Raw genomic sequence first — 12,684 nt, 5'->3', positions numbered from 1 at the left:
GGGTCTCGGCCAGGTGCTGGTTGTACAGGCTCAGCGCCCGGTTCAGGCTGTCCTGGGTGCTCGACTCCGGCTGGGCGCTGACGCGGTCGATCACCAGCTTCAGCGCCGAGCCGCTGTCCAGCCCGGCGGTCTGGGCCCGCCAAGCCTGTACCGACTGGGCCATGGTCTTTTCGACCAGCGCCAACAACAGGTCGTCCTTGCTGGAAAAATGCTGGTAGAAAGCCCGCAGCGAGGTCTTGGAGCGGCCGACGACCTCTTGCACGGTGAAGTCGGTGCGCCCGGTTTCCCCGAGTATGACGATCGCCGTTCTGATAAAGCCCGCGGCGCGGGTCGTCGGTTCGGCCGTGTCGTCGGTGTCGACCGTGGACATCCCGCCTCCTGTCGGTGCGCTGCAGATAACGCCATGAGAATAAGGTTACCGTGCTGTGCGGGATGGCGCGGATCAAAAATGGCGGTGGGATGTCGAGCGATGTACATATCATGTCGCGTCGTTTGTACGCTATCCCTATGGATGTGACGGTGAGTAGGTTGCAACGGTTAACCTCGGCCGCCGGCGCTATGCATATGGTCCGATGCTCAGCTCAGCGGCGAGCGCCGCCTCCACACCAAATGAAAAGGCGAACGGGATCAGCGCTGTCGCGGCGGCGACCGCCACACCGATTCCACCCATCAGGTTGCCGTCTGCGGCCTGCTCGGAGATGTAGCCGCCCAAAATGGTCGGCAAGGAAATGAGCAACGCGTTGGCGGTGTCAGCGTCTGGAAGCAACGTTGAGTAAAGCTTCGAGAGATCCCCACTGAAATCGTTGACGATGTCGGTGAACGACGGGATCGTGGTCGTCGGGTCGACGCCAAGGCCCGATCCGCCGGATGTTACGTAATTGTCCGGGTTCTGCAGTTGCTTGATCGCCTCGCTGATGCCCTGCTGCAGGCCGTTGCTCAACGCGGTCGACAGCTCCGCTTGGCGGATGCCGCTCGGGAAGCCCGCGGCGATCGTGGTCGGTACATCGGCGTCGCCCTGGTTCCAGCCGTCGGTGATGCTGCCGTAGCCCAGATTCACCAGGATTCGCGTGTCGGGCTCTAGCAGGTTGTACAGCGGCTTGCCGATCACCGGAATGGACTGCAGCGGTTGCAGCAGCGGCAGCTCTGCGTTCGGGATCATGTAGTAATTGGCCATCGTGTCTGCAGACGACGTCGGAAGTTGAATCGCGTCGCCGCCGTCGGCCTGCGGCAGCAGCTGCTCGGGCGTCAGATTCTGATACTGGCTGTGCGCGAAGTCCATGCCTAAGATCGCGTTGAGGTCCGATATCAGGTTGGTTGAGTACTTCGGAAAGTCGGCGAAGCCGTCGTATTCGATCACGTAGTTGTCGGTCGGGTAGAGATCTGACGGCATGGCGCCGCTGAACGTGACACCCAGGCTCGGGACGGTCGGGTTCTGGCCGTTGACCGGCAAGTCGAAGCTTTCCAACACCCCACCGTTGGGCGAGCTTTCATTGCCGACCAGCACGAAGTGGACATCGCCGGCGGGCACGCCCTGCGCTTTCAGCTCCGGCATCAACAGCGACGAGATCACCGAGCTCTGCGACCAGCCCCAAACCACAACGGGGTTTTCGGCGCTGACGTGCCCGCCGGCGATCTGTGCCAGGATCGACTCGTCCAGCATCTGTTGCCCCTGAGCCTCCGACGTGTCGAACGGCAGTGTTTTCACGCCGGTGCCCGGCTGCAATCCTTCGGGGGTGAAGAACGACTCGGCGGTGCCGGTGAATCCGCGCGGTGCCAGGTACAGCGAGTCAGCCGCGTCCACATAGGCCTGAGACGGCACTGGTGTGCCGCTGCCGCCGATGACGAAGGCGGTGCCGTCGCCCAGCGGCGAATCCGCGGTCACCCCGGTGAGCTGGACAGTGCGTACCTGGGTTCCGTGACCCGGTGGCGCCACTGAGGCGATGGCGAGCACGCCAGCACTGGCCAGAGCCACACCGACGGTCGCGTAAGGGCGCAGCGCTGCGTGCACGTCGTACTCCTCACTCGCCTGCGATATCAGAGCGAGCGTATCAAATAGTCAATGCCGTATCAGAATATCCAAGATTTAGCCTATATGGATGTGACGGTGAGTAGGTTGCGGGCCGAGCTAAGAGTTGACCCGTAATGGGTCATGCGGCGCCAATCAGCTTGGGTGCTGGTTGTTTTCGGCTGGTCCCGCGACGTCCACGCTGCGGGCGTGATCTGTTCGGGGGTGGGCCGGGTGCCGCTTGTTCAGCAGAGACCACCGGGTGGTGGCTGCCGGTCCTGGCCAATCCATCACCGGATGGTGTTGGTGGCTGGTACCGGTTGACTGAACCCTCCCACTCTTGCTGGGAGGCCAACCCATCGCGCAGCGCGTGGGCAAGTCGGTAATCGACCACCGCGGTGCGCGGATCGTCGGGGTCGGCGAGCTCGACGCAGGCTGCCAGCGCCGCGGAGACGATGTCACGGTCGCCGCGCAGCCCGCACCGTGGGCAGTGGTTGGTGCGCTGAGCAAGGGTTTTCGGCACGCGCGCCCCGCATGGGCAGTGCTGGCTCATCGCGGTGGCGTGAGTGCCGGCCCGGTAAAACCGGCCACCGGTAGCAACACATTCCTGCTGCAGCGCAGCGACGAGCATGCCGGGGCTAAACAACGCAATCCGTTTGCCCCACAACCTCGCCCAGGTGGAGATACGGCAATCCTCCACAGTGATGGTGTTGCCGTGGGCGGCCACGATCGCCGAGGCGAGCGCGTTGGCGCGGGCTTGCTTGGCCTGGCCGGCGCGCCGTGCCTCGGCGGCGTGATCACAGCGGGTGCGCCGATAACGGCCCGAGAGTTCGTCGTGGCGGTAAGCGCGCAGCGGCACCCCATCGGCGCGGGCCGCCCGAGCCCCACCCGGGTTGGTGACCTGGCGGGCGGGCAGTCCTTTCGCGGCGCGGCGCTGGGCGCGTTTGCGCTGTCGCACCGACGGGCCGTATTGGCCGGCGTTGGTGTTGCGCCGGGAACGATCCAGCGCCTTTAGCCGCGCCCGGGCCTGTTTGGCGGCACGCGCGGCGGCGGTCTGCTGGGCGTCGGTGCACTCAACACGCGCGACGACCAGCCGGTCAGGCCGGTCTTGACAGAACGAGGCCACCGCCAGGTTGGACACGTTGGCATCCACCCCGACCCGCCGCCCGGCCGGAATCTCATCGCGGTGAGCAATGGTGGACGGCGACTGATACCCGCGGCGGTGGATGAGCAGATGCGCGTAATAGCGCCACCCGCCGGGGGCTTTGCGGTCAGCCACCCGCACCAGATCAATCTTGTGCCAGATGTTCGCATCGGCCAGGAAATGGGCCAGATGCGCCCACTGGCCCGCGCCTTGGGGCAACCGGACCGGCAACACGAGATCCCCAGCGGGCAATCCGGTGAACACCACCGCCAACGCGCCGTCGTGATCCCACCACGACTTACTCGCCGGCCGCGGCGGGGCCGGCATCGTGGCGGGCTGGGCCAGGATCGAGGTCCCCGGTGGCAGCCCGGCGGCCTCGGCGGCGCTGATATCGGCGGGCAGCGCGGGATGCCGGTAAGTGTTCAGGTGCCCGCCCAAGGTGCCGGCCAGCCGGTAGGTCTCCCACGTCGGCTGGGTTTTGGTGTGCGAGCGGGCCCGGCCGGGGATGCGGGTGAAATCCCACCACGAGCCGATGCGGGGCGGGCCGTGCCGACGCCCACAGACATCGGCGAACAGATGCCGCTCGATCGTCGCCCACACTTCATCGGCGATGTGCAGGCCGCTGGCTATGGTGAGGTGATCACGCATCCACCCGCTGGCCTCGATGTGGCCCTTGGCCGCCGCCTCCATGCCCTTGCGGGTCAACCCCAAACGCTCCCGCAGTGCCCTCGGGTCGGCCGCGCGTTCGCGGTGGGCGGCCCAATACGCCGCGCACCGATCGGCGGCATCGCGTTGCAGTGCCCGACGCAGCCGAAACACCGCCTCCCACTGCCGCTGCAGCCGCCGGCGCATCCGTTCATCGGTGGCGTCGAGTTCGAGGCGGATCACCGCCACCGGCCCGTCGTATGTGAAGTTCGCGGCCTTGGACTTCCCACGCCGGCGCGGCGCACCCGCCACCGCATCGCCGCTGGTCGCGGCCATGATGTCGGTGGTCGCCGGCGCCATGGAACCCATGCAATCACAGAGCACCGACATCGACGCCCTGCCACACCGCCGGCGAAACCTGCTGCCGCTGACCGGCCTCACCCGCCACCAAGTACAGCGCGTCTGCACCGCGGCCCGGCACACGCTGCCCCCACGCCCCGGGCGGCCCTAGAGCCTGCCGCTGCCGGTCAGGGCGGTGCTGGTTCTGATTCATCTGCGCACCAACCTCACCACCCGCGCACTGGCCGCACTGTTTCACACCAGCCAGTCCACCGTGGACCGCATCATTCACCACCTGGTGCCGGTGCTGGCCAAAGCGCTACGCCCCGCCCCCGACACCAGTGCTCACCCGTGGATCATCGACGGCACCCTGATCCCCGTGCACGACCAATCGATCACCGCCATCAGCAAAAACTACCGGCGCAGCGTCAACACCCAGATCATCATCTGCGCGCAGCGGCGCAGCATTGTCGCGGTCGGGCAGTGCTGACCGGGCAACCGCAACGACGTCGTCGTCGCCCGCGCAACCGTCACACACCTGCTCACCGGAGCACATGAGATCCTCGGCGACGGCGGCTACCGCGGTATCACGTCGATCACCGGCCCCCGCCGTGACCACACCGGCCGCATCATCCGCAACGATCACTACCGCGCACACCGGCGTATCCGCGCCCGAGTCGAACACGTCATCGCCAGGATCAAAGACTGGCAAATCCTTCGACAATGCCGCCGACGAGGTGACGCCATCAACCACAGCCTGCAGATCGTTGCCGGACTCTGGAACCTCAAGACGTCCAGCCAATTACGGGTCAACTCTTAGCGGACTTGATCGAGCGGGTTCGCGGCGGAGAGGAGGTCGTCGTCACCGATCGGGGAACGCCGGTAGTTCGTTTGGTGCCGGTGGGCACCGCGCCGCTGCTGGAGCAGCTGACCCGACAGGGGGTGGTGGGCCGACCGCGACGGGCGGGCCGGCCGACGGCCAGCGGGGCACCTCGGGTGCGTGCTCGAGGGTCGGTCCCTGACCTGGTGCGTGAAGAACGCCGTTGATCCGTGGCGATCGTTTACTTCGACAGCAGCGCGTTCGTCAAGCGCTTCTGGTTGGAGGAGGATGGCAGCGTCGCCGCGGCATCGTGGGATGGCTGCGACGTGGCGGTCTCTTCCCGATCGGCGTACCGCGAGGTGAGTGCTGTGTTGGCGGCCGCCCGCCGTGCACACCGCTTGGGCGCCGAGGACCAACACCAAGCCCAGACACTGTGGGAAGAGTACTTGGGCAGCCACTCGGGCGGTGGAGCTAACTGAGAACATCGCCCACCACGCCGGACACCTAGCCACAGAACACGCCCTGGGTGGCGCCGATGCAGTCCACCTCGCCAGCGTGCTCGCCATCGGAGCCGACGACACCGTCTTCGTCGTGTGGGACCAGCGCTTACGTACCGCAGCGCAGCAGGCCGCTCTACAGCTGGCGCCGCTGACAAAGTAGCCCACCTCTACCCGGCCGTGACCGGCACCGTGAACAGCACCGCCGGCCCGACACCGACACCGCGAGCATCACAGCGTCAGCGTGAACACCCAACTACGCCAATCATCCTCACGCACAACGCCGCCGTCATGCTCATCTTGAACGCCGGTCAACAGTTTGGGCCTTTTCGCGGCTGAGGTGGGTGGCCAGCACGTTCGTGTATTCAGAGCTGTCGAAAGGCATCGACGCCACGCTCGCACGGCTCTGACGGTCAGCGGGGGTAAGTCCCGTGAGGTGGTGGGGTTTCGGGACCCAGGACCATTCTGCCTTGCTCGCACAGCTCGGCGCGCTGAAGTCCGCTGATGCCGGCGTGGTGTTCGGCGAACTGATCCGTGCCGGGCTGCAGGCACTGATCGAGGCCGAAGCCACCAAGGTGATCGGCGCCGGCCGCCATGAACGCAGTGGCGGGCGCGGCACGCACCCTAACGGGCACCGGCCCGAGACGGTGTCGACCACCGCTGGCGATATCGAGGTGCATATCCCCTAGCTGCGGGCCGAGAACGCCGCGTCGTCTCCCAGTAGTTCCGCCGGGCCACGACCGCGAACTGAGTAAGATGGTACAACATCATGTACCACGAAAATCGGAGGTGATGGTCATGGCTTTAACCGCGAGCGAGGCCCGCAAGAGGCTCTTCCCTCTCATTGAACAAGTCAATAGTGACCGGACAACTGTCGAGATCATTTCCAAGCGCGGCAACGCGGTCCTGATGTCAGCAGATGACTATGCGGCCTGGGTTGAGACCGCGTATCTGTTTCGTTCTCCGGCCAATGCCCGTCGGCTTCTCGACGCCCATGAGGCCTATCAGCGCGGTGACGTCACCGCGCACCCCCTTGACCGCGAGTGAATCTGCTTTTTACGCCGCAGGGTTGGGAGGACTACCGCCGTTGGCAAGACACCGACCGGTCCACCCTGAAGCGCCTCAACAAGCTGATCGACGCCACCGTGCGCGATCCGCATTCAGGAATAGGTAAGCCCGAGCCACTGAAATATGGAATTCACGCTGCATGGTCACGGCGCATCACCGAGGAGCACCGGCTGGTTTACCTCGTGACCGAGACCGCAATCGTCGTCCTGCAAGCGCGTTACCACTACACCAAGTAAGCAGCAACAAACCGCCCCGACAGTGGACTGCGCCAGGCTGGTGAGCGCCCACAACTCACCCGCCGCGGGCCTCGACCAACGCCGAGCGATTGACCTTGGTCGCGGCGGTGCGCGGGATCGCGTCGACGAACTCGACGGTCTTGGGCACCTTGTACGGGGCGAGTCGGTCCTTGGCGTAGGCGATCACCTGCTGCTCGGTCAGGGCCGGGTCGCCGCGTTGGACCACCGCATGCACCCGCCGCCCCCACCGCGCATCGGCCAGGCCGATGACGACGACGTCGGCGATCGACTCGTGGTCGGCCAGGGCACATTCCACCTCCGCGGGGAAGACGTTGGCGCCGCCGGTGATGATCATGTCGCAACGTCGGTCGGTGACGTAGAGGTAGCCGTCGGCATCGAGGCGGCCGATGTCGCCGGCGGACCGGAACCCGTCCGGGGTGCACGGCAGCGGCGGCGCCGCACCGAGGTAACGGTATCCGGTCCGCATCGGTGCACGCAGGTAGATCTCGCCCAGCTGGCCTGGACCCAGCGGTGTCCCGTGCGGGTCCAGGATCCGGATCTCGGTGTCCCGGAAACCGCGGCCGACGCTGCCCGGGTGGGTCAGCCACTCGTCGCCGCGCAGCGCGGTCAGGCCGAGATTCTCGGTCATGCCGTAGGCCATCACCACCTGTTCGGGAGAGAGCAGCTCAAACCAGGTGCGCAGCAGCTCCGGCGGCATCACCGCCGCGCCCTGCAGGATCCACACCACGCTGGAGAAGTCGCGCTGCCGGATCTTCGGTAACGCCGCGATCCGCGCCAGCATGGTCGGGGTGGCGGTGAAATTGGTGACCCGATATTGCTCGATCGCGTCGACAAGCATTGCCGCGTCGAACCTTTCCAGCACCACCAGCTGGTCGCCGCCCAACAGGCTGGTCAAGGTGGCGAAGCCGTTGGTGTGATACATCGGCCCAGGCACCAAAACCGTCTGCGGCAGCGCTACCGGCGCCCAGTGGGCCAGAAACGGCATGCTGTGCTGCGGCGTCCAGATCGCCGGCGTGAGGTTGAGGATCACCTTGGGTAGGCCGGTCGAGCCGCTGCTGCAGATTCCGTTGGCGGTGGGGGAGACCACCTCCGAGCTGTTGGGCATCGGATCGCCGGATTGGCTTGCGGCGCAAGACGACAACGCAGAGCGGGTGGACTCATCGAGTGTGACGACAGGGTCTATCACCGCGAGCACCCGCGAGCGCTCCCAGTCCGGCAGGTCCCAGCGCATCGGGATCGGGACCGCGCCGATCTTCCAGCAGCCCAGTGTCGCCAGCACCAGGTGCATCGAGTTGGGGATCGCCAGCGCGATCAGCGAACCCGCCACGGCGCCGGCCGCCATCAACGCGCGTCCCCATTGGTTGGCGCGCGCGTCGAGTTCGGCGAACGTCACCGTGTCGGTGGTGCCATCGGGTGCCAGGGTGACGACGGCGACCTCGGCGCCCCGCTGTGCGGCGAGGTCTCGCAGCCGGGTTCCGAACGGGATCCCGGCATCTGGGGTCACAGGCGCCACTCTCCCCCGCAAGCGGGAGGTGCCCCCACTGCATCGTCGTCGGCGCGGGTCATGCCGTCCTCGTGAACAACGTCTCCAACCGGTCGTCGCGGACGGCGAGCGCCAGCCGCAGGGCCAGCTCCTCGCTGCTGGCCGGCAGCCGGATCAGCGGCTGGGTGTGCCGGTCGAGCACGCTGACATCGGATTCGTCGCAGAACCCCAGTGCGCCGAGCAGCTGATGTGCCGTGCGCAGTACCTGCCGGGCGGTGTCGACGGCCTTGAGTCGCAGCACCAGCGCATCTGCCGAACGTAGCTGCGCCGGTGCCGATTCCAGCCGCCAGATGGTGTACTTGGCAAGCTCGTCCAGCCCGCGCACCGACACCGACGCGTCCGCGACCGTGAACCGCACCGCCTGAAAGTCCGCCAGCGGCTTGCCGAACTGAATCCGGGTGCGCACGTGCTCGCAGGCAATCTGCAGCAGTTGCTGCACGGCACCCAGGATCCGCCAGGACCCCAGCACCAGGTGGGTGTCGACGTCGGCCCCGGGCACGGTGCCGTCCGGCTCGCCGAGGGTGGCCGGCACCAGAAACGGCCCCAGCATCGCGGCGGTTCGGGATGACAGTTGCGGACGGTAGCACCGCCCGTCAAGGTCGACGGCGATCCACTCGCCGGGCAGATCGCCGTGATCGATGCGTGGTGCGTCGGGGTTCACCAGGGCCAGCCGCGCACCGCCGATCGCCAGCAGCTCCTCGACCAGCGGGTAGGGCAGCGCGGTGGCGCCGGCGGCCCGGCACAGCACGGCCGCGGCCAGCAGTTCGTCGGGGGAGGATCGAACGTCGAGGTCGAATGCGCCGAGTTCGGCCAGGGCGCTGCGGGCCGCGACCCGGACTTCGTCGTCGGCTTCTGCCCGCAGCGCCGCCGGTGGTCCGCCCAACTGGGCGAGCCGGTCTGCGGCGACGGCCGCGAAGTCGGCGATGTCTTGCGGCAGTGTGGTTTTCATCGATGTCCTTCTCCCAGCACCTCGCGTGCTACCAGCATCCGCTGCACCTCGATGGTGCCGGACGCCACGGTCGCCGCTTGCGCGTAGCGCCAATGGTCCTCGATCGCCCCGTGCAGCGGCGCGGAGAAGCCGCTGTCCAGGGCTCGGGGTCCCAGCACGTCGAAGAGCAACTCGGCGACCTGTTGATCGCAGGTGGTGGCCGCGATGCGGGCCGCGCTGGCCGCGGGTCCCGCCGCCGGGTCGTCGAGCAGCGCCACCGCGCGGTAGGCCAGCAGCCGCGCCACCCGCAGGTCGACGAGGGCGCGGGCCCACCGGGTGCGCAGCGACTCGGCCAGCCGGTCCCAGCCGTCGCCCAGCTCGGTGCGCATCCGGTGCAGCAGCGATTCGCACCGCGCATACCGGGCGATCCCGACTCGCTCGAAGGCCAGCGCCTCGCGCATCACCTGCCAGCCGCCGCCGACCTCACCGAGCACGTCGTCGGGTCGCGCCGGCACGTCGTCGAGGAACATCTCGTTGAGGTGGTGCGGGCCCAGCATCGACCGGATCGGTCGGACGGTGAGGCCGGGGCGATCCATCGGCATGAGGAACAGGGTGAGCCGCTGTGACTTCGGCGCGTCGGGATCGGTGCACGCCGCCAGCACGCACCAGGACGCCATCTGCGCATACGACGTCCAGACCTTCTGACCGGTGATCCGCCAACCGTCGCCATCCGGCACCGCCCGGGTCCGCAGCGATGCCAGATCGGTTCCGGCCTCCGGCTCGGAAAAACCTTGGCACCAAATCACTTCCCCGCCCGCGATTGCCGATAGATGACGGTCCTTCTGCTCCGACGTGCCATACCGCATCACCGCCGGGCCGACCCAGTTGATGCCCATGTACTGTGCGCCGCGGGGCTCGTGATGAGCCCACATCTCCTCCCGCAGCACCGTCTGCTGCCAGACCGAGCCGCCACCGCCGCCGTGTTCGGTCGGCCACGCCAACGCCAGCAACCCTTCGGAGGCCAGCAACTTGCAGAACGACTGGGTGGTCGCAAGATCGCGCGGGTTGTCGGTGCACGCGCCCAGAAATCCAGCCGGGATGTGTGTGGAAATCAACGCCCGCAAGTGTTTCCGCAAGTCTGCGGCATCGCCGAGGTCGTAATCCATCCCCGTCATCCCTTCGGCAGCCCGAGCACCCGCTCGGCGACGATGTTGCGTTGAATCTCCGACGTCCCGCCGTAGATGGTTGCGGCAAGCGCGTCCTGACGTTCGAAGAGCAGATCCGGGTCGGTGATCGAACCGGTTCCGGCCGCCTCCGCACTCAACTCCCAGACCCGCTGCAACGTCGTCGATCCGAGGAGTTTGAGAATGTCGCCTTCCGGGCTCGGGCGACCGGCGAGCTCGTCGTCCAGCGCCCGGTATCCGGTGGCCCGCACCGCCTCGGCGTCGGCGAGCAGGGAGCCGAGGTCCACGAGGATGTCGCCGTAGGGTTCGCCGTCCCGCAGCTGGAGGGCTCGGCGCACCGAGTCGAGTCCGCGTTTGATTTCGACCCAGTTCATGATCCAGATCATCTGCCGTTCGTGCTGCAATGACGACAGCGCGACCGGCCAGCCGCCGTCGAGCGGGCCGAGCAGGTTGGCGACCGGCACCTCGACGTCGTCGAGAAACATCTCGCAGAACGTCTCGTCGGACTTCGACGCCATGCGAATGGGTTTGACGGTCACCCCGGGTGAGCGCAGATCCAGGATCAGACAGGAGATGCCGCGGTGCTTGGGTGCGGCGGGGTTGGTGCGGACGTAGAGCGTGCACCACCGCGACTGGTGCGCCTGGGTGGTCCAGATCTTCCGGCCGTTGACCCGGAACACGTTTCCGTCGGCCTCGGCGCGGGTGCGCAAGCCCGCGAAGTCCGACCCGGCTTCGGGCTCGGACATGCCCAGCGCCCACCACTCGTCGCCGCGGAGCAGCGGGACCAGCAGCCGGTCGATCTGCTCCGGGGTGCCGAACCGGCGGAGCGCGGGCGCGACGACATTGGGGCCGGCGATGTTGGGTAGCTTGGGCGCGGACCGCAACGCGGCCACAAGCCGGATCTCCATCGCCGTTCGCACATCCAGCGACCGGCCGCCGTGCTCGCCCGGCCAGGTCGGCTGCAGCCAGCCGGCCTCGAACGCGGCGCGCTGATAGTCACGCCGCAGCCCGATATCCCAGCGGTACTGGCGATAACGCTCGCCGTAGTAATCGCTGGGGAGAAATTCGGTCAGCCAGGCGGTGAACTCGGCCACCACCTCCGCGCTGGCGCCGTTCACCCCTCACCTCCGATGAAACGACGGCCCACGGCGTCATACAGTGCGCGGCTGTCACCCAGCGCGGCCGCCGCCTGCCAGGCGTGGCGCAGATACAGGTGGATGTCGTGCTCCCAGGTCTGCGCGATCGCACCGTGCACCTGCACCGCGGTCCGGGCGCAGCCGACCGCCGCGTCGCCGGCGGCGGCCTTGGCCAGCGCGGCCGCCGTCCACGCGGAGGCCGGGCTGCCGTTCACATCGTCGAGGCCGGCCGCCGCCGCATAGGTGAGGCTGCGGGCTCGTTCCAGCGACACGTAGTTGTCGGCCAGGGCGTGTTTGACCCCTTGGAACGCGCCGATGGGCTGGCCGAACTGGCACCGGGCCTTCGCGTGCTGCACGGACCGGTCCAACACCGCGCCGGCCACCCCGACCAGGTCGGCGGCCGCGATGACCAACGGTGTCGCCAGCGCAGTTTCGACGTCGACGGGCGTGGTAGCGATCGGGACGGTGTCGATCTCGAGGTCGGCCACCGGCTGTGCCGGGTCGATGCACTCGACCGGATGGACGACGACGCCGTCGCCGCCGGCCACCGCGGCGACCACCCCGTCGTCGGAGTCGGCCAGCGTCACGACCAGCTCCGCGCGCGACGCCCAGCCGACCGCGACCGCACGTCCGCGCAGCCGTCCCGACCGCAGCGTCATCGGCACGCCCGGTAGTCGCTGCCCGGCACAGTGCACGGCAAGGGCGGCGACGGTGCCGCCGGCGATGTCGGCCCTGACCTCGCTGGCCTGCGGGCCGCCGCCGCGCAGCAGGCCGGCGGCCATTCCGAGGCTGGCTGTCAGCGGAATCGGGGCGATAGCGGCGCCGCACGCTTCGGCGACCACCGCCAGCTCGGTAACCCCGAACGAGCCGTCGGCCGACGGCACCGCCAACTCGGTCCAGCCCAAACCGATGACCGTCTTCCACAGCGCACGCCAGCGGCCGGGATCTGTCATCGCTTGGCGCGCGACGTCGGGTGGGCATTCAGCGCGCAGCACCTCGCGCACGCTGTCGGCCAGCGCCCGCTGCTCCCGGCTCAGTCCAACGTTCATATCACCTCTAACATAGTAAAAATAGTAAACTAGCCGCGTCAATCGCCGTAGGCTGATCGGCTGTGACGC

General features: G+C 67.6%; 13 protein-coding genes and 3 pseudogenes. 8 read left to right on the top strand and 8 right to left on the bottom strand.

Annotated elements, in window-relative coordinates:
• From AC2VOP_RS06855 to AC2VOP_RS06845, 3 genes are all read right to left on the bottom strand, one after another.
• On the bottom strand, window positions 1-370 hold a 370-nt coding region (locus tag AC2VOP_RS06855), incomplete at its 3' end, for a TetR/AcrR family transcriptional regulator (protein WP_486960258.1).
• Window positions 371-556: 186 nt separating this feature from the next.
• On the bottom strand, window positions 557-2,008 hold the full coding sequence (locus AC2VOP_RS06850; protein WP_486960257.1) for a PE-PPE domain-containing protein: 1,452 nt from the start codon (window positions 2,006-2,008) through the stop codon (window positions 557-559).
• A gap of 139 nt (window positions 2,009-2,147) precedes the next feature.
• Window positions 2,148-4,163 carry a transposase gene (locus AC2VOP_RS06845; RefSeq protein WP_486960256.1) on the bottom strand — a complete coding sequence of 672 codons (2,016 nt, stop codon included), beginning with the start codon at window positions 4,161-4,163 and terminating at the stop codon, window positions 2,148-2,150.
• On the opposite strand from AC2VOP_RS06845, the gene AC2VOP_RS06840 reads away from it, so the two are divergent.
• The 8 genes and pseudogenes from AC2VOP_RS06840 to AC2VOP_RS06805 all read left to right on the top strand — a co-directional run bounded on the left by AC2VOP_RS06840 (window position 4,162) and on the right by AC2VOP_RS06805 (window position 6,754).
• Window positions 4,162-4,305 carry a hypothetical protein gene (locus AC2VOP_RS06840; RefSeq protein ID WP_486960255.1) on the top strand — a complete coding sequence of 48 codons (144 nt, stop codon included), beginning with the start codon at window positions 4,162-4,164 and terminating at the stop codon, window positions 4,303-4,305. The genes AC2VOP_RS06845 and AC2VOP_RS06840 overlap by 2 nt on opposite strands.
• A gap of 3 nt (window positions 4,306-4,308) precedes the next feature.
• Window positions 4,309-4,623: a helix-turn-helix domain-containing protein gene (locus AC2VOP_RS06835; RefSeq protein ID WP_486960260.1), complete on the top strand. Its 315-nt coding sequence runs from the start codon at window positions 4,309-4,311 to the stop codon at window positions 4,621-4,623.
• A gap of 12 nt (window positions 4,624-4,635) precedes the next feature.
• Window positions 4,636-4,953 (top strand): annotated as a pseudogene (locus AC2VOP_RS06830) (transposase family protein); the annotation flags it as partial.
• Between the two features lie 5 nt (window positions 4,954-4,958).
• Window positions 4,959-5,180, top strand: a complete 222-nt coding sequence (locus AC2VOP_RS06825) for a type II toxin-antitoxin system Phd/YefM family antitoxin (protein ID WP_486960254.1) — start codon at window positions 4,959-4,961, stop codon at window positions 5,178-5,180.
• 3 nt (window positions 5,181-5,183) lie between these two features.
• Window positions 5,184-5,613, top strand: a pseudogene (locus AC2VOP_RS06820) (type II toxin-antitoxin system VapC family toxin).
• A gap of 268 nt (window positions 5,614-5,881) precedes the next feature.
• Window positions 5,882-6,136 (top strand): annotated as a pseudogene (locus AC2VOP_RS06815) (transposase); the annotation flags it as partial.
• Between the two features lie 112 nt (window positions 6,137-6,248).
• On the top strand, window positions 6,249-6,497 hold the full coding sequence (locus AC2VOP_RS06810) for a type II toxin-antitoxin system Phd/YefM family antitoxin (RefSeq protein ID WP_486960253.1): 249 nt from the start codon (window positions 6,249-6,251) through the stop codon (window positions 6,495-6,497).
• Complete coding sequence (locus tag AC2VOP_RS06805; RefSeq protein ID WP_486960252.1) at window positions 6,494-6,754, top strand: Txe/YoeB family addiction module toxin; 261 nt, start codon at window positions 6,494-6,496, stop codon at window positions 6,752-6,754. The genes AC2VOP_RS06810 and AC2VOP_RS06805 overlap by 4 nt, the downstream gene beginning before the upstream one ends.
• 55 nt (window positions 6,755-6,809) lie before the next feature.
• Here AC2VOP_RS06805 and AC2VOP_RS06800 read toward each other — a convergent pair whose 3' ends face one another.
• From AC2VOP_RS06800 to AC2VOP_RS06780, 5 genes are read right to left on the bottom strand one after another with little or no spacing between them, the layout of a single operon-like run.
• On the bottom strand, window positions 6,810-8,288 hold the full coding sequence (locus tag AC2VOP_RS06800; protein ID WP_486960251.1) for a class I adenylate-forming enzyme family protein: 1,479 nt from the start codon (window positions 8,286-8,288) through the stop codon (window positions 6,810-6,812).
• A gap of 49 nt (window positions 8,289-8,337) precedes the next feature.
• Window positions 8,338-9,267 carry an acyl-CoA dehydrogenase family protein gene (locus AC2VOP_RS06795; RefSeq protein ID WP_486960250.1) on the bottom strand — a complete coding sequence of 310 codons (930 nt, stop codon included), beginning with the start codon at window positions 9,265-9,267 and terminating at the stop codon, window positions 8,338-8,340.
• Complete coding sequence (locus AC2VOP_RS06790; RefSeq protein WP_486960249.1) at window positions 9,264-10,421, bottom strand: acyl-CoA dehydrogenase family protein; 1,158 nt, start codon at window positions 10,419-10,421, stop codon at window positions 9,264-9,266. The genes AC2VOP_RS06795 and AC2VOP_RS06790 overlap by 4 nt, the downstream gene beginning before the upstream one ends.
• On the bottom strand, window positions 10,418-11,527 hold the full coding sequence (locus tag AC2VOP_RS06785; RefSeq protein WP_486960259.1) for an acyl-CoA dehydrogenase family protein: 1,110 nt from the start codon (window positions 11,525-11,527) through the stop codon (window positions 10,418-10,420). Before AC2VOP_RS06785 ends, AC2VOP_RS06790 begins: the two co-directional genes overlap by 4 nt.
• Window positions 11,528-11,544: 17 nt before the next feature.
• The gene (locus AC2VOP_RS06780; RefSeq protein WP_486960248.1) at window positions 11,545-12,615 is read right to left on the bottom strand and encodes an acyl-CoA dehydrogenase family protein; all 1,071 of its coding nucleotides are present in this window, start codon (window positions 12,613-12,615) and stop codon (window positions 11,545-11,547) included.
• Window positions 12,616-12,684 lie beyond the last annotated feature (69 nt).

This window comes from Mycobacterium sp. TH-M106, assembly GCF_057473765.1.
This window is presented reverse-complemented; position numbering and strand designations above follow the sequence as displayed.

Coding starts and splice junctions, on each gene's coding strand:
- AC2VOP_RS06840 (WP_486960255.1), top strand. CDS start 4,162: ATGCAATCACAGAGCACCGACATCGACGCCCTGCCACACCGCCGGCGA.
- AC2VOP_RS06845 (WP_486960256.1), bottom strand. CDS start 4,163: ATGGGTTCCATGGCGCCGGCGACCACCGACATCATGGCCGCGACCAGC.
- AC2VOP_RS06810 (WP_486960253.1), top strand. CDS start 6,249: ATGGCTTTAACCGCGAGCGAGGCCCGCAAGAGGCTCTTCCCTCTCATT.
- AC2VOP_RS06795 (WP_486960250.1), bottom strand. CDS start 9,267: ATGAAAACCACACTGCCGCAAGACATCGCCGACTTCGCGGCCGTCGCC.
- AC2VOP_RS06790 (WP_486960249.1), bottom strand. CDS start 10,421: ATGACGGGGATGGATTACGACCTCGGCGATGCCGCAGACTTGCGGAAA.
- AC2VOP_RS06780 (WP_486960248.1), bottom strand. CDS start 12,615: ATGAACGTTGGACTGAGCCGGGAGCAGCGGGCGCTGGCCGACAGCGTG.